Below are 15,629 nucleotides of genomic sequence, written 5' to 3'. Positions count from 1 at the left end.
AGTGATGTTGTTTATTTTTTATTTCCGCTTCCCTTTATGTAATCATGCAAGATTTTTTCACAGACGGATCGATTTCCAGCAACAATGCTATTTTTCTCTAGAAACGTCAAGCGTTCTCCGTGAATATTCGAGTAAACAGCGCCTACTTCATCAAGTAACACACATCCAGCCGCATAATCCCAAGGCGCTAACCTTAACGTGACATATGCGTCGCTTCTTCCGCTTGCAATATAAGCTAGTTCAAGTGCAGCTGACCCAATCGTTCGTGTTCCTCTCACATCGCGTACGAGACGGGCAAACGGCTTAGCGTCAAAATGGGGGCTTTCAATCGCCCATGTTGGGTTAATGCCGACAATGGCTTTTTCAATGGCAACATCTTTTAAAGGCGGGAGTAAGGTATCGTTCATATACGCCCCTTCTCCTTTGACTGCATGATAGAGCTCGTCATGGATGACGTCATAAATAAGGCCGATTTTCCCCACACCATGTTCAAATATCCCAATTGAAATGGCAAAATTTCGTTTTTGATGGACAAAGTTCATGGTGCCATCAATTGGATCAATGATCCATACTATCCCGTCTAGAGAGGTCACTTCTTCCCCTTGGCCCTCTTCTCCTAAAATATGATGATCTGAAAATGTCGACTGTATCTTTTCAATGAAGAAACGTTCTGTTTCTTTATCGATGTTTGTGACAAGATCATTTGGATTTGATTTCGTTTCAATTGATAGACCTTCCTGCATGGATGCTTTAATGCGGCTACCCGCTTCTTTTACCCAAAGCTTTGCAAGTCGGTCAATTTCCACCCAGTTTGTCATCGGACTGTAAACCTCTTTTCTATGTAGTACCTATTTGTATTAGCATACTGATATTATGTACGTAAAAGCAAGAAAAAAGCAGCTTCATACAAAAACGAACCGATGAATTGGTTCGTTTTTACCTCACCTTGTTTTACCCTTGAAGCTGCTCCCATTCTTTTCTTAGGCGCTCAAGCTTTCGTTTGCTGCGTTCTACCTGGATATCATCTTTTTGCTCGATGGCTTCATGAAGCGTAGAAAGCTCATAATCAACCTCTAATCTCCACACAGCGATGCGATTCTTCTTCTCTTGTCTATACCCATGCTTCACGATTTGCTTCACTGGTCAACGCCCCTTCCAGAGAATGATTCATTCCTTGTCAGTTTTCATTGATAAAAAATACAATCGATAAGAGAAATGGTTCTTGCTTATATCGTATGAAGCGATCGCATAACCGCAACGACATTCTGAAAATTGTGTTTTTACCTATTTGTTATGTACCACAAAATCGAAGTTTTTAAACGCCGAACCAAGATCCCTGCTATCTTTCTCTTTAAAGTGCATCTTTTTTTGAGCTTGACCCAAGCTATGATAAAATATGATCAGCGAAAAGATACAGGAGGCATAACATGAGTGAAATGCGTTTTAGAGATGAAGATTTTGAAACATTCACAGTAGACGGTTTAGATGAACGTATGACCGTATTAAAAGAGAGAGTCCGTCCAAAGCTTGAAGCACTTGGTGAACATTTTGCACCGCTTCTTTCTTCTATTACAGGTGACGAAATGTTTGTCCACGTGGCAAAACATGCAAGAAGATCAGTCAACCCGCCAAATGACACTTGGGTGGCTTTCGCTAACAGTAAGCGTGGGTATAAAAAGCTCCCTCATTTTCAAATTGGGCTTTGGAAAACTCATGTATTTGTATGGTTTGCGCTCATTTATGAATCTCCAGTGAAAGGTGAATATGGGCAACTATTCGAAAAAGAGCTGAACACGATCCAAAAGAAAATACCGCAAAACTTTGTTTGGTCTAAGGATCATATGAAACCGGACGTCCTCCGCCACAGCGAACTTGATGCTGAACAGCTGAGAACACTATTTGAACGTGTTCAAACAGTCAAAAAGGCCGAACTCCTTTGCGGCATCCAGCTTCCTAGAGAAGAAGTTGTTCAAATGAATAATGAAGAATTCTTATCGAAAATTGAAGATGCCTTCCGCACAGTAACTTATCTATACCGCTTTACACAAAAAGAATCTGTATAAAAAAACGAGCCTATATTGGCTCGTTTTTTACATCCGTATTATAGCTGCTTCTTCAGCCTCTCTTGCACTTTTTACTGTGCGATAAGGGGAATACCCACTTCCCTTTTCAAACGCCGCACAATGCGTCTTTTCTTCTGCTTTTGATGGTACAACTTCTTTAAATCGTTTATAAGCCTCTAGTAATGCTTGTTTCGCAATTCCTGTTTCATAGGCTTTTTCAACGGCTTGAAAAAATGAAATGACCGCCATCTTTTCTTCAGTTGTCCAGTCGACGTCCATTGGATATTGATATTCCATTTACTTGTCCCTCACTTTAATCCACATTTCTTATTTGAACTTTTATTATAGCATCTGTTTGATCAGAATCCGATTGATTTTATGCTTTACATTCCGATCAGTTCATAATATAATTCTTTTGTTTTATGCAATGAAATCTGCTGTTATTGGGATAATAATAGCAGGTATTTCGATGAAGGTGGGAAAGCAATTGTCACAACATGATACACCCTTATACACTGGACTAAAAAAACACGCTTCAACCAATCCAGTCCAATTTCACATTCCAGGCCATAAAAAAGGAGCCGGAATGGATCCTGAATTTAGAGCATTCATTGGAGACAATGCATTAAGCATTGACCTTATTAATATAGAACCTCTTGATGATTTACATTCGCCTCGAGGAATGATCAAAGAAGCACAGGAGCTTGCAGCAGAAGCATTTGGTGCAGACCATACGTTTTTCTCTATACAAGGAACAAGCGGTGCGATCATGACAATGGTGATGACCGTCTGTGGCCCTGGAGACAAAATTATTGTTCCACGTAATGTCCATAAGTCGATTATGTCTGCTATTGTATTTTCTGGTGCAGTACCTGTTTTTATTCACCCGGAAATTGACAAAGAGCTTGGCATCTCTCATGGCATCACGCCAGAGTCAGCTAAAAGAGCGCTGACTAAACATCCAGATGCGAAAGGGCTGCTTGTAATTAACCCAACGTATTTTGGCATTTCAGCTGATTTAAAAACCATTGTAGAGATTGCTCATTCATATGACGTACCTGTTCTTGTAGATGAGGCACATGGTGTGCATATTCATTTTCACGATGAGCTTCCATTGTCTGCGATGCAGGCGGGAGCTGATATGGCAGCAACAAGTGTGCATAAACTTGGCGGCTCTCTCACCCAAAGCTCGATTTTAAATATAAAAGAAGGGCTTGTTTCAAAGGATCGAGTACAATCTATTTTAAGCATGCTGACAACTACGTCTACTTCTTATTTGCTTTTAGCCTCCCTGGATGTCGCTAGAAAGCGATTAGCGACTGAAGGAAAGGCACTTGCAGATGAAGCCATTCGATTAGCTGAATCAGCAAGAACTCGTTTAAACGAAATTGAAGGTATTACTTGTATTGGTCAAGAAATTCTCGGTTCACCTTCTACTTACGATTATGACCCAACAAAATTAATCATCTCCATTAAAGACCTTGGACTGAATGGCCATGATGTAGAGAAATGGCTGAGAGAAAGCTACCGAATTGAAGTAGAGCTCTCTGACCTATACAACATTTTATGTATCGTGACGCCTGGCGATTGTGATGAGACGATTGATACGCTTGTAACGGCTATGAAGGAAATTGCGGCCACCTCTGCACGTCAAAGCGGCAAACAAGCAGTGACAGAAGTGTTACTGCCTGAGATCCCTTCGCTTGCGATGACCCCGCGTGACGCCTTTTACGCAACAACGGAAGTCATTCCATTTAAAGAAGCGGCTGGCCGGATCATTGCAGAATTTGTCATGGTTTATCCGCCTGGTATTCCTATTTTTATACCAGGAGAAATCATCACAGAAGAAAATATCTCCTATATCTTTAAAAATATCGAAATCGGTCTTCCTGTTCAAGGACCTGAAGATTCCACACTAGATATGATTCGTGTCATTAAAGAACAAAAAGCCATTTTATAAAAAAGAAACATGCAGCCCCAATTGGGGCTGCATGCTTTTTTATTTATTCAGAGGCTTCATCACAGCAATGACAGTGACCACATGTTCCATAAAGTGTTGTCACTTTTTCATTTTCAAATTGATCAATGGTTTCATTGCAATCTTGACAAATAATTGTACCCACTTGTACATTCCCCTTTTCTTTACTCAAAGTTTGAAAGCGTTTAATCTATTTCATATCTCTATAATATGATGTCACATTTAAGTTGTCAACGGTTAATTGTATGACACATTTAATCATTTTTTATAAAAATATGCTTTTTTCTCAACATATTGAGGAAACGTTTCAAATGTATTTTGCTTCATATCAATTCTGTAACAATTGAGTAACAATCGAAAATTGTCAAAAAGGACGTGATACACTAGAGTGACTAACAGGGAACTGGCTCCTAAAAATGTTGGTACAACCCCAAAGGATTTTGAGGTGAATAGATTGAATTTTATGAGGACCCTTCTCATTATATTCCCTATGCTCTTTGTACTTAGTTCATGCTCATTTGCGTATATCATACCGAATCAGACAGACCAGGTCAGTCATATTCAAAAGCCGAGAATTCTCTTTTTTACTGATGCAGAAAATCTTGATAAAGAAAGTCCTTATTATGACGCAGTGCTCGATTTAAAAAATGAATATCCGAAGGAAATGTCCAAGATGATTGTCAAAGAAGATCGTAAAGGCTGGAAAAATGAAGTAGACGAACTGCCGGCTATTTTACTTGTCAATAATGAAAAGGTCATTGTGAAGGTGGAAGGTAATGTCCGAAGTAAAGAGGATATCTTATCACCCATATGCCAAGCATTAGATCGAGTGAATACAAATTAACGGTTCGACTTTGCACTTATATATCCATATGAAAAAAGCCCTCAGCTCATGAGGGCTTTTCGTTTTCAGCGAGGTTTCACATACATAAAAAAACCCTCTCCATGTGGAGAGGGCTTCAGCGTGTAGACAAACCCTCGCATTCTTTGTCAGTCCTGCGTGCTGGTGCTCACGAATGTCAAATTCGCTCCGCGCCAGTACTCGTCCTTCCTAGACTTCAAAGTTTTTCTATCACGCTGAAAAGAAGACAAAGGGCTAAAATCAAGTTCATTTTAGCCCTTTGTCAACAATCTGAAACCCTCTCCGTGTGGAGAGGGTTTCAACGTTCATTATTTTACGATATGGATTGGGCTTCCGATTGCTACTTCAGCCGTTTCCATTGTGATTTCACCTAAAGTTGGGTGAGCGTGAATTGTCATTGCGATATCTTCAGCTGTCACACCAGCTTCAATTGCAAGGCTAAGCTCTGAAATCATATCAGAAGCACCAACACCTGCGATTTGTGCACCGATCACAAGACCATCCTCTTTACGAGTGATCATCTTCATGAAGCCATCAGTTGCATCAAGAGAAAGTGCACGTCCGTTCGCTGCGAATGGGAATTTCGCTGCAACGATGTCGATTCCTTCTTCTTTTGCTTCTGCTTCAGTGTATCCAACAGTTGCAAGTTCTGGCTCAGAGAATACAACAGCAGGAATACCAAGGTAATCAATTTCAGCTGGCTCTCCAGCGATTGCTTCAGCAGCAATTTTACCTTCGTAAGAAGCTTTGTGTGCAAGTGGTGGTCCATCAACGATGTCACCAATTGCATAGATGTTTGAAACGCTTGTACGGCATTGTTTGTCAGTTTTGACAACTCCGCGGTCTGTCAGTTCAACACCAACTTGCTCAAGACCAAGCTCATCTGTGTTTGGACGACGACCAACAGTCACAAGTACGTAGTCAGCATCGACAGTTTTTTCTTCACCTTTTACTTCGAAAGTAACAGTGACACCGTCAGATTTTTCTTCAACGCCTTTTGCAAGAGCGTTTGTGTGAATTTCAACGTTTCCTTTTTTCTTCAGGTTACGTTTCACTAATGAGCTCATTTGCTTTTCAAAACCTGGAAGGATTTCGTCTCCACCTTCAAGGATGACAACTTCTGTTCCAAAGTTCGCATAAGCAGTACCAAGCTCAGTACCGATGTATCCACCACCGATGACAACTAACTTTTTAGGTACTTCTTTAAGCGCTAAAGCACCAGTTGAGTTAATCACGCGGTCTGTGTATTTAAATGTAGGCAATTCGATTGGACGAGATCCAGTTGCAAGAATTGCATTTTTAAATGTATAAGTCTGCGCTGAATTTTCATCCATGACACGTACAGAGTTGCTATCTACGAAATAAGCTTCACCTTTGACGATGTCTACTTTATTTCCTTTTAGAAGACCTTGAACTCCACCTGTTAATTTGTTTACAACAGAAGCTTTCCACTCTTGAACTTTTGTGAAATCAACTGTTACGTTTTCAGCTTTGATACCCATGTCTTCAGAATGCTTTGCATTCTCGAAACGATGTCCAGCATTGATCAATGCTTTTGAAGGGATACAGCCGACGTTTAGACATACGCCGCCAAGTGTTCCTTTTTCAACGATTGTTACTTTTTGTCCTAGCTGTGCAGCACGAATAGCAGCTACATATCCACCAGGACCTGCACCGATGACAAGAGTATCTGTTTCGATTGGGAAATCTCCTACTACCATGAATTTACGCCTCCATTAAAATTAATTGTGGATCATTCAATAAACGCTTGATGTGGTTAAGGGCATTTTGCGCAGTAGCTCCATCAATCATACGGTGGTCAAAGCTTAGGGAAAGAGCTAAGACTGGAGCTGCAACGATTTCGCCATCACGAACAACCGCTTTTTCAGCGATACGGCCAATACCAAGGATCGCTACTTCTGGGTGGTTGATGACTGGAGTAAACCATTGTCCACCAGCAGAACCGATGTTTGTGATTGTGCAAGATGCACCCTTCATTTCAGCTGGAGCCAATTTACCATCACGTGCTTTTGTTGCAAGCTCGTTGATTTCATTAGATACTTCGAAAATCGCTTTGCGATCTGCATTTTTCACAACTGGAACGAGCAAGCCTTTTTCAGTATCAGCTGCAATTCCGATGTTGTAGTAATGCTTTTGAACAACTTCATCTGTTTTATCATCGATAGAAGTGTTAAGTACTGGGTACTTTTTCAAAGCAGAAGTTAGAGCTTTTACAACGTAAGGCAAGTAAGTTAACTTGATTCCTTGATCAGCTGCAACTTGTTTGAATTGTTTACGATGTGCAACAAGGTTTGTTACATCAACTTCATCCATTAATGTTACGTGAGGAGCTGTGTGCTTAGAGTTCACCATTGCTTTCGCGATCGCTTTGCGGATTCCGCTCATTTTCTCGCGAGTTTCTGGGAATTCTCCTTCTAGAACTGGAGCTGCTGCCGCTTTTGGAGCCGCTTCTTCTTTCGCACTTTCAGCTGCTTGAGGTGCTGCTGCTTGAGTTGCTGCAGAACCGCCATTAAGGAAGCTGTCGATATCTTCTTTTAGCACGCGGCCATTTTTACCAGTACCTGCAACTTTGTAAATTTCAACGCCTTTTTCACGCGCATATTTACGTACAGATGGCATAGCAATAACGCGTTTGTTAGGATCAGCATCTACTTGCTCTTGTGCGCCAGCACCAGTTGCTGCTGCCGCTTCTTCTTGAGCAACTTCTTTCTTTTCAGGCTCGTTACCAGCTTCAGCAGTACCTTGTACTTGAGCTTCAGTTTTCGCTTCGCCTTCTTCTTCGCTGCCTTTAAATTGAAGATTTTCGTAACCAGGTGCATCAAACGTAATGATTGTTTGTCCTACAGTTGCAACTGTTCCCTCTTCAACTTTTAATTCTAATACTTTTCCTTTAACAGGTGAAGGAATTTCTACAACTGCTTTATCATTTTGTACCTCTGCTAAAACGTCATCTTCATTGATTTCGTCGTTTGGTTTTACAAACCACTTAACGATCTCACCTTCGTGGATACCTTCTCCGATGTCCGGAAGTTTAAATTCAAATGCCACTGTTTTTCGCCTCCTAGATTATGTTAAACCCTTGTTCTGTCAACATTACACGGTCATGTAATTGATAAAGGGGAAGAGAAATAAATTCTTTTCCCCTCTGTCATTTAATTAAAATTCAAGAACTTTCTTAGCTGTTTCAAGCACGTCTTTATGGTTTGGAAGCCATACGCTCTCAGCTTGAGAGAAAGCAAATACAGTATCAGGTGCAGCTACACGAAGTACTGGTGCTTCTAGGCTAAGAATTGCTCTATCATTGATTTCAGCTACTACGTTTGCTGCAATACCAGCTTGTTTTTGTGCTTCTTGAACAACGATCGCACGGCCTGTTTTTTCAACAGAAGCGATGATTGTTTCAATATCAAGCGGGCTCACTGTACGAAGGTCAACGACCTCAGCAGAAACGCCTTCTTTTTCAAGTTCTTCAGCAGCTTTAAGTGATTCGTGAACCATTGCACCGTAAGTGATGATTGAAAGGTCAGAACCTTCACGTTTCACGTCAGCTTTACCGATTTCAATTGTGTACTCTTCTTCAGGAACTTCCTGACGGAAAGAACGATAAAGTTTCATATGCTCAAGGAATACAACCGGATCGTTGTCACGGATTGCAGAAATTAATAGTCCTTTTGCATCGTAAGGTGTTGAAGGAATAACAACCTTGATACCAGGCTGTTGTGCAATAAGACCTTCTAAGCTATCAGCGTGAAGCTCAGGTGTGTGAACTCCTCCGCCAAATGGAGAACGGATTGTCACTGGAGAATGCCAGCGTCCACCAGAACGGTAACGCATACGAGCCATTTGTCCAGAAACAGAATCTAATACTTCGTAAACGAATCCGAAGAATTGAATTTCCATTACTGGGCGGAATTCTTGTAGTCCAAGGCCAATTGCAAGACCGCCAATACCAGATTCAGCAAGTGGAGTATCGAATACACGATCCTCACCAAACTCTTTTTGCAATCCTTCAGTCGCACGGAATACGCCGCCGTTTTTACCAACGTCTTCTCCGAAAACAAGAACGTTTTCGTCATTTTTCAGTTCTGTGCGTAACGCATCAGTGATCGCTTGAATCAATGTCATTTGCGCCATGGCTTACTTCGACTCCTTCTGTTTGTAGATTTCAAGCTGTTCAACCAAGTTAAATGGTTTCACATCGTACATGTTTTCAATCAAATCAGTGACTTTCTGCTTAGGCTGTTCGTCAGCTTCTTTGATTGCTTGTTTGATTTGTTCTTTTGCATCTTCGATGACTTTATTCTCTTCTTCTTCAGACCAAAGGCCTTTGTTTTCCAAGAATTTGCGGTAGCGTACCAATGGATCTTTTTGCTCCCACTCATTTTCATCTTCTTTTGTACGATATCTTGTTGGATCGTCACCAGCCATTGTATGTGGGCCGTAACGGAATGTAAGAGTTTCAATTAATGTTGGACCTTCACCATTTACAGCACGCTCACGAGCTTCAGCAGTCGCTGCATATACAGCTAATGCATCCATACCGTCAACTTGTACGCCTACGATACCAGCTGCAGCTGCTTTTTGTGCAATCGTTTGTGCAGCAGATTGCTTTTCAACAGGTGTAGAGATCGCATATCTGTTGTTTTGGACAACAAAAATCGCTGGCGCTTTGTAAGCCCCTGCAAAGTTAATACCTTCGTAGAAATCACCTTGTGAAGCTCCACCATCACCAGTGTAAGTGATTGCAACAGCATTTTTACCGCGCTTTTTCAAACCAAGAGCTACACCAGCAGCTTGAATGATTTGTGCACCGATAATAATTTGCGGAGAAAGTGCATTCACATCTTCAGGCATTTGGTTTCCAACAAAGTGTCCACGAGAGAACAAGAATGCTTTTGTTAGTGGAAGACCATGCCAGATTAATTGTGGTACATCACGATATCCTGGAAGAATGAAATCTTCTTTCTCAAGTGCAAAGTGAGTTGCAAGCTGAGAAGCTTCTTGTCCAGCTGTTGGCGCATAGAAGCCAAGACGTCCTTGACGGTTCAATGAAATTGAACGTTGATCTAATACACGTGTAAACACCATACGGCGCATTAATTCTTTTAATTGGTCATCTGAAAGATCTGGCATTGCCGCTTCGTTTACGACTTCGCCTTTTTCGTTTAAAATTTGGAACGTTTCAAACTGCTTTTTGATGGCATCGAATTGCTTTTTGCTATCAACAATTGCTTTTTTTGTTTTTGCAGCCATTCTAAAGTCACCTCTTCCTTTCTTTTAACAGTCAATTTGTCGTGAATCCATTTATACATACAGATATAGGATAACCCAAAATGCTCATATGACTCCTGTATATAATAGCCACAAAGATCATTGTCGAAACATTGGATGATCGCTTGCTTTTGAGTTTTTCTAACTGTATTAACGATAGTTCACAAAAAACTAATACAACTTCTGTTAACAAGGAATAGTTTACAACAAGAAAAATAGTCCGTCAATTGATTTAACGGCTTTATTTAAATAAATGTATTCGCTTTACTTTTTATGGTGACCTGTATCAATCTGTTTAATCAACAGCACAAACTGTACTAGTATAGAGTGGATCACTGTACTACAATAGCACATGTTTGTTTTTGTCGAAAAATAAAAAAAGAGCTATTTTCAGCTCTTTTGATCGTGATGGACAAAGGGTTAAAATGAACTTCATTTTAACCCTCTCTCTTCTTTTCAGTTTGACATCTTGGAAAAACGAGTAACGACACGCAGGCACTTTGTGAGTAGCAGCGATAAACAGAGCTAGCAAATATGCAAGTACTGTTTTTAGCTATTTTGTGATTCTTTCTGAGCTGTTTTGTATAAAGCTTGTTTATATTCGTTCAATTGATCTGTATATTGATTGAACTTCTTGCTTTCTTTTCTAACTTTACTATAGGAACGATTGACTGTTTTCAGTTTGGATTTCAGTTCGGCGTATCCTAAGTCTTTTCTTTTTAAGGATTCATACAAGTGCTTGTCTTGTTTCAGCGCCTTTTGATACTCACGGTAAAGCTGATCATACGATGCATATCTTTTTTCAATTGATTTGACTGTTTGTTCTGCTTTGTCTTTTACTTCCGCATCTTTTATCTGTTCAGCGAATTCCTTTACAGATTGAAATTCTTTTTTCGATTGATCCATGCTGTCTTTTTCTGTTTTTAAATGTTCTTCACGCTTTTCTGCCGATGCTAATGCTTGATCAGACAAGTTTGAGACGGTTTTTGTGTGGTCTTTTGTTGTTTGAATCATTTTTTTATACAACTGCTGCTCTTTTTTCTCATAGCTTTGCAGTGCGCCTTGTTCTTTTTCAAAGGATGCTTCTTTTTCGCTCATTTTTGTCATGGCATCTTGCATCTCATTAAGCGGATTTTGACCTCCGCAGCCCGCAAGCAAGAGGGTGCATATCCCCGCTAAAGTTGCACCTGCTTTTATTCTTCTTTTCATCTGTTTCAATTACAAGGTCCCCCTTTACATCTCCACATACCACTATAATTTTTCAGGGCGGTTGTGACAAGGAAAGAGGATGGTTTTTTGAGGGGAAAGAAGATTTTTTTCATGCTCTAGGCTCATGACTATACAAATAGTGCATTCATACATAGTTTATATTACACGCTTCGCCTTCACTTATGAGAGGCCGAGTGTATTTCCAAAGGAGGTCAAAAGTATGTCTAATTATAGTCATGGAAGTATGTATGGTGGATACGGCGGTTACGGTTATGGATACGGCGGCGGTTGTTGCTATCCAAGTTATGGTGGTGGATACGGTTGCGGTTACGGTGGTGGACGTACATTCGCTTTAATCGTCGTCCTATTCATTCTATTGATCATTGTTGGCGCAGCATTCTTAGGCGGCGGTGGCTGCTGCTAATGGCTGAATAAGCCTCTGACCGGTCTCATACGACCGGTCTTCTTTATTTCATTGCATATGTTGTGTATCATTTTATATACTTTACATACAAAGGAAATAGGAGTGAAGTTTTGTGATTACCATGGATGATATCGTACGAGACGGGCATCCCGTCTTAAGACAAACAGCTGAAGCGGTCGAACTCCCGCCAACAGAAGAAGAAAAACAGCAATTAGCTGACATGATTGAATTTGTCAAAAACAGTCAGGATGCAGACATTGCTGAAAAATATGAACTTAGACCCGGTGTTGGCCTAGCAGCTCCGCAAATCAATATCAGTAAACGAATGATCGCTGTTCACTGTGAAGACGAGGGCGGAGAACTTTACAGCTATGCATTATTCAATCCTCGCATTGTTAGCCATTCAGTCAAAAGAGCTTATTTAGCTACTGGAGAAGGCTGTTTATCTGTTGATGAAGCCATCCCTGGATTCGTCCCGCGCTATGAAAAAATCAGGGTGAAAGGTACAACGCTTGAAGGTGAAGACATTGATATTCGCCTAAAAGGGTTTCCGGCCATCGTTTTTCAGCATGAAATTGACCACTTAAATGGCATTATGTTTTATGATCATATTCAAAAAGATCATCCATTCGCCGAGCCAGAAAACGCGGTTGCGATCGGCAGATCATAATATAAAAACAAGACCCGTCCATCAGCGGGTCTTGTTTTTTATTCATCAATAAGGCCTAATTCAGTCACAGCGTGGAATATGCCATCCTCATCTACAGGTTTGGTGACAAAGTCAGCTAATGTTTTTAATTCATTGACTGCATTCCCCATCGCAACGCCTGTTCCAACAAAAGAAATCATTTCTCGATCGTTCAGCCCGTCACCGAAGGCAATTGTGTCCTTTTGATCGTAAGGAAGTCTTTCAATGACTCGTTTAATTCCTTCAGCCTTTGATCCACCTTTTGGCAGGACATCAGTAGACAGCTCATGCCACCTGACGAGATCAATTTCTTCACGGAACGCTTCATATAGATGTTCCTCTTCTGCTTTACAAAATAACAGCATTTGATAAATGACGTTTTCTTTAAAGAATGACAAATCATGCTCGGGATGCTCTGTTTTTAAAGTGCCAATCCCTTCATGGATAAATGGATGGTTCGGCACAGACGCCTTCATCGTCTTCTCTCCCATGAAAACAAGCGGATGATCATGTTGATCCGCTGTTTCATAAATTTTATCCATCAGCTCTTGCTTAAGCGGATTGCCGTAAATGACTTCTCCTTCGTACATGACATACTGACCGTTATAAGCAATAAATGAGTCAAGCCCTATTTCTTCTAAAATAGGCTGGATGAGAAAAGGCGAACGACCAGATGCAATGAAGAGATGATGCCCTTTTTCTTTTAATAAACGAACAGCTCGCTTCGTTGATTCAGGTATTTTTTTATCATGGTCATATAAAGTACCGTCGATATCAAAGAAGATGACTTTTTTATTCATATCTCGTCTCCTGTCTCTTGTTATGTATACCCTCTCCCCTTCATCATACAGAAAGATCTTCACTGACGAAACCACTTCCTCTTAAAACGCCCATTTCCCACATATAACCATGTAACATTAAGTGGAAACATCATATAATACAAGTATATAGAGAGAACGGAACAAATGGCTGAATGAGACTCATACCGAAAGGAGGCGATCCGCGATGCTTCGTCGTCTGCGCAAGAAAATTCGAAGACAATGGAAGGACATGCTTCGTAAAAAATCGATTGCTTAAAAGGATCTTCCGCACATTTGCTGAAGGTCCTTTTTTCTCTGAGACTTTTCTTATGCGCGTTTTTTTAATATAATAGAATAAGCGAGTGTAACATACGGTATTTAAGGAGAGATTTGGATGATATATAAGGTATTTTTTCAGGCAAGTACGACTGAGGTACCTGTGAGAGAACACACAGATTCACTATACGTTGAAGCGGTTTCTGAAAGAGACGTACGCGATAAGTTGAAAAAACATAACTACAATATTGAATTCATTCAGCCTGTAGACGGTGCTTTTTTAGACTATGAACGAGAAAGTGAAAATTTTAAAGTATTGGAGCTATGAGAGGAATGAAATTTGTAAAAAACGATCAGGCGGCAGTTTTTGCGCTCGGCGGATTAGGCGAGATCGGTAAAAACACGTATGGCGTTCAATTTCAAGATGAAATCATTTTGATTGATGCTGGTATTAAGTTCCCTGAAGATGAACTTCTTGGAATTGATTACGTCATCCCTGACTATACGTATTTAGTTAAAAACGAAGATAAAATCAAAGGTCTTTTTATTACTCACGGACATGAAGACCACATCGGCGGTATCCCTTACCTTCTCAAGCAAGTGAATATTCCAGTTTACGGAGGCAAACTCGCAATCGGCCTACTTCGTAACAAATTGGAAGAGCATGGTCTATTAAGACAGACCAAACTTCACATCTTTGAAGAAGAAGATACGATCAAATTTAGAAAAACAGCTGTGTCTTTCTTTAGAACGACGCACAGTATCCCAGATTCTTATGGAATTGTCGTGAAGACACCTCCTGGTAACATCGTACATACAGGCGATTTCAAGTTTGACTTTACTCCTGTTGGCGAGCCTGCCAATTTAACGAAAATGGCTGAGATCGGAAAAGAAGGCGTTCTTTGTCTTCTATCTGACAGTACAAATAGTGAAATTCCAGAATTTACGATGTCCGAAAGACGTGTAGGTGAAAGCATTGATGACATCTTCAGAAAAGTAGATGGACGTATTATCTTTGCTACATTTGCATCTAACATTCACAGACTTCAGCAAGTGATCGAGTCCGCTGTTGCCAACGGTCGAAAAGTTGCGGTGTTTGGACGAAGTATGGAGTCTGCTATTGATATTGGACAAGATCTTGGCTACATTAAATGTCCAAAAAACACGTTCATTGAACACAATGAAATTAACCGCCTACCAGCAAACAAAGTAACCATTCTTTGTACTGGTAGTCAGGGCGAACCGATGGCCGCTCTTTCTCGTATTGCCAACGGTACGCACCGCCAGATTTCAATTAACCCTGGAGACACTGTTGTCTTCTCGTCTTCACCGATCCCAGGTAACAATATTAGCGTAAGCCGTACCATTAACCAGCTTTATCGTGCTGGTGCTGAAGTCATTCATGGCTCACTCAATAATATTCATACCTCTGGACACGGCGGGCAGGAAGAACAAAAGCTGATGCTCCGTTTAATTAAACCAAAATTCTTCATGCCGATTCACGGTGAGTACCGCATGCAAAAAACGCATATTAAACTTGCGAATGATTGCGGAATCCCTGAGGAAAACTGCTTTATCATGGATAACGGTGAAGTACTTGCACTGAAAGGTGACGAAGCAAGTGTCGCTGGCAAAATTCCATCAGGCAACGTGTATATCGACGGTAGCGGTATTGGTGATATCGGCAACATCGTGTTAAGAGACCGCCGCATTCTTTCAGAAGAAGGTCTTGTCATTGTTGTTGTCAGCATGGATATGAAAGAATTCAAAATTTCTGCAGGTCCTGATTTAATCTCAAGAGGCTTTGTCTACATGAGAGAATCTGGCGACCTCATCAACGACGCACAAGATCTCATTTCAAAGCATCTTGAAAAAGTAATGGAACGTAAGACGACTCAATGGTCAGAAATTAAGAACGAGATTACTGACACTCTTGCTCCTTTCCTTTATGAAAAAACAAGACGCCGCCCAATGATCTTACCGATTATTATGGAAGTGTAATGACGTACAAGGAGACACAGCCAATTGGCTGTGTCT

The 15,629-nt window shown here is 40.7% G+C and carries 17 protein-coding genes; 7 read left to right on the top strand and 10 right to left on the bottom strand.

The genetic code is table 11. The features are described from left to right. Window positions 1-11 precede the first annotated feature (11 nt). Entirely contained in the window at window positions 12-818 is an 807-nt protein-coding gene (locus NSQ52_RS07200; RefSeq protein WP_025207273.1) for an inositol monophosphatase family protein, read from the bottom strand. Between the two features lie 133 nt (window positions 819-951). Then, window positions 952-1,140, bottom strand: a complete 189-nt coding sequence (locus NSQ52_RS07195) for a hypothetical protein (RefSeq protein ID WP_008345085.1) — start codon at window positions 1,138-1,140, stop codon at window positions 952-954. A 287-nt stretch (window positions 1,141-1,427) separates the two neighbouring features. On the opposite strand from NSQ52_RS07195, the gene NSQ52_RS07190 reads away from it, so the two are divergent. Then, complete coding sequence (locus NSQ52_RS07190; protein WP_024720286.1) at window positions 1,428-2,063, top strand: DUF1054 domain-containing protein; 636 nt, start codon at window positions 1,428-1,430, stop codon at window positions 2,061-2,063. Window positions 2,064-2,090: 27 nt separating this feature from the next. On the opposite strand, the gene NSQ52_RS07185 is transcribed toward NSQ52_RS07190, so the two are convergent. Next, window positions 2,091-2,360 (bottom strand): UPF0223 family protein, encoded by a 270-nt coding sequence (locus NSQ52_RS07185; RefSeq protein ID WP_338704980.1) that lies wholly within the window; start codon window positions 2,358-2,360, stop codon window positions 2,091-2,093. Between the two features lie 190 nt (window positions 2,361-2,550). Here NSQ52_RS07185 and NSQ52_RS07180 point away from each other — a divergent pair, with 190 nt between their 5' ends. Then, entirely contained in the window at window positions 2,551-4,023 is a 1,473-nt protein-coding gene (locus tag NSQ52_RS07180) for an aminotransferase class I/II-fold pyridoxal phosphate-dependent enzyme (protein ID WP_135008947.1), read from the top strand. A gap of 43 nt (window positions 4,024-4,066) precedes the next feature. On the opposite strand, the gene NSQ52_RS07175 is transcribed toward NSQ52_RS07180, so the two are convergent. Beyond that, on the bottom strand, window positions 4,067-4,186 hold the full coding sequence (locus NSQ52_RS07175; protein ID WP_003212464.1) for a GapA-binding peptide SR1P: 120 nt from the start codon (window positions 4,184-4,186) through the stop codon (window positions 4,067-4,069). A gap of 318 nt (window positions 4,187-4,504) precedes the next feature. Between NSQ52_RS07175 and NSQ52_RS07170 the strand changes: the two genes are divergently transcribed. Continuing rightward, window positions 4,505-4,885: a hypothetical protein gene (locus NSQ52_RS07170; RefSeq protein WP_223255627.1), complete on the top strand. Its 381-nt coding sequence runs from the start codon at window positions 4,505-4,507 to the stop codon at window positions 4,883-4,885. 326 nt (window positions 4,886-5,211) lie between these two features. On the opposite strand, the gene lpdA is transcribed toward NSQ52_RS07170, so the two are convergent. The 5 genes from lpdA to NSQ52_RS07145 all read right to left on the bottom strand — a co-directional run bounded on the left by lpdA (window position 5,212) and on the right by NSQ52_RS07145 (window position 11,413). Next, window positions 5,212-6,624 (bottom strand): dihydrolipoyl dehydrogenase, encoded by a 1,413-nt coding sequence (gene lpdA, locus NSQ52_RS07165; RefSeq protein ID WP_003211097.1) that lies wholly within the window; start codon window positions 6,622-6,624, stop codon window positions 5,212-5,214. 4 nt (window positions 6,625-6,628) lie between these two features. Continuing rightward, window positions 6,629-7,972, bottom strand: coding sequence for a dihydrolipoamide acetyltransferase family protein (locus NSQ52_RS07160; protein ID WP_327878361.1), 1,344 nt, complete (start codon window positions 7,970-7,972; stop codon window positions 6,629-6,631). Between the two features lie 108 nt (window positions 7,973-8,080). Then, window positions 8,081-9,058, bottom strand: a complete 978-nt coding sequence (gene pdhB / locus NSQ52_RS07155; protein ID WP_007498597.1) for a pyruvate dehydrogenase complex E1 component subunit beta — start codon at window positions 9,056-9,058, stop codon at window positions 8,081-8,083. 3 nt (window positions 9,059-9,061) lie between these two features. After that, a complete protein-coding gene (gene pdhA, locus NSQ52_RS07150; protein ID WP_007498599.1) occupies window positions 9,062-10,177 on the bottom strand; it encodes a pyruvate dehydrogenase (acetyl-transferring) E1 component subunit alpha in 1,116 nt (371 codons plus the stop codon). Window positions 10,178-10,744: 567 nt separating this feature from the next. Then, entirely contained in the window at window positions 10,745-11,413 is a 669-nt protein-coding gene (locus tag NSQ52_RS07145) for a YkyA family protein (RefSeq protein WP_144678852.1), read from the bottom strand. Between the two features lie 235 nt (window positions 11,414-11,648). On the opposite strand from NSQ52_RS07145, the gene NSQ52_RS07140 reads away from it, so the two are divergent. Both NSQ52_RS07140 and def read left to right on the top strand, forming a co-directional pair. After that, the gene (locus tag NSQ52_RS07140) at window positions 11,649-11,828 is read left to right on the top strand and encodes a YjcZ family sporulation protein (RefSeq protein ID WP_026050085.1); all 180 of its coding nucleotides are present in this window, start codon (window positions 11,649-11,651) and stop codon (window positions 11,826-11,828) included. Between the two features lie 112 nt (window positions 11,829-11,940). Beyond that, window positions 11,941-12,498 (top strand): peptide deformylase, encoded by a 558-nt coding sequence (gene def, locus NSQ52_RS07135; RefSeq protein WP_039963315.1) that lies wholly within the window; start codon window positions 11,941-11,943, stop codon window positions 12,496-12,498. Between the two features lie 38 nt (window positions 12,499-12,536). On the opposite strand, the gene NSQ52_RS07130 is transcribed toward def, so the two are convergent. Further along, window positions 12,537-13,316, bottom strand: a complete 780-nt coding sequence (locus NSQ52_RS07130) for a Cof-type HAD-IIB family hydrolase (RefSeq protein WP_024719544.1) — start codon at window positions 13,314-13,316, stop codon at window positions 12,537-12,539. 394 nt (window positions 13,317-13,710) lie between these two features. On the opposite strand from NSQ52_RS07130, the gene NSQ52_RS07125 reads away from it, so the two are divergent. Continuing rightward, window positions 13,711-13,920, top strand: coding sequence for a DNA-directed RNA polymerase subunit epsilon (locus NSQ52_RS07125; protein ID WP_008345114.1), 210 nt, complete (start codon window positions 13,711-13,713; stop codon window positions 13,918-13,920). A gap of 5 nt (window positions 13,921-13,925) precedes the next feature. Further along, window positions 13,926-15,593 (top strand): ribonuclease J1, encoded by a 1,668-nt coding sequence (rnjA, locus tag NSQ52_RS07120; protein WP_012009818.1) that lies wholly within the window; start codon window positions 13,926-13,928, stop codon window positions 15,591-15,593. Window positions 15,594-15,629 lie beyond the last annotated feature (36 nt).

The sequence above is a fragment of the Bacillus sp. FSL W8-1141 genome (genome assembly GCF_038593205.1).
In the GTDB taxonomy this organism is placed as follows: Bacteria; Bacillota; Bacilli; order Bacillales; family Bacillaceae; genus Bacillus; species Bacillus altitudinis.
Note: the sequence above shows the minus strand (reverse complement) of the source record. Positions and strands in the feature narration are given on the sequence as shown.

Excerpts from the sequence above, each read along its gene's own strand:
- NSQ52_RS07130 (WP_024719544.1), bottom strand. The coding sequence starts at position 13,316 with ATGAATAAAAAAGTCATCTTCTTTGATATCGACGGTACTTTATATGAC.
- NSQ52_RS07185 (WP_338704980.1), bottom strand. The coding sequence starts at position 2,360 with ATGGAATATCAATATCCAATGGACGTCGACTGGACAACTGAAGAAAAG.
- NSQ52_RS07190 (WP_024720286.1), top strand. The coding sequence starts at position 1,428 with ATGAGTGAAATGCGTTTTAGAGATGAAGATTTTGAAACATTCACAGTA.
- NSQ52_RS07140 (WP_026050085.1), top strand. The coding sequence starts at position 11,649 with ATGTATGGTGGATACGGCGGTTACGGTTATGGATACGGCGGCGGTTGT.
- NSQ52_RS07170 (WP_223255627.1), top strand. The coding sequence starts at position 4,505 with ATGAGGACCCTTCTCATTATATTCCCTATGCTCTTTGTACTTAGTTCA.
- NSQ52_RS07125 (WP_008345114.1), top strand. The coding sequence starts at position 13,711 with ATGATATATAAGGTATTTTTTCAGGCAAGTACGACTGAGGTACCTGTG.
- rnjA (WP_012009818.1), top strand. The coding sequence starts at position 13,926 with ATGAAATTTGTAAAAAACGATCAGGCGGCAGTTTTTGCGCTCGGCGGA.
- pdhB (WP_007498597.1), bottom strand. The coding sequence starts at position 9,058 with ATGGCGCAAATGACATTGATTCAAGCGATCACTGATGCGTTACGCACA.
- pdhA (WP_007498599.1), bottom strand. The coding sequence starts at position 10,177 with ATGGCTGCAAAAACAAAAAAAGCAATTGTTGATAGCAAAAAGCAATTC.
- NSQ52_RS07200 (WP_025207273.1), bottom strand. The coding sequence starts at position 818 with ATGACAAACTGGGTGGAAATTGACCGACTTGCAAAGCTTTGGGTAAAA.
- lpdA (WP_003211097.1), bottom strand. The coding sequence starts at position 6,624 with ATGGTAGTAGGAGATTTCCCAATCGAAACAGATACTCTTGTCATCGGT.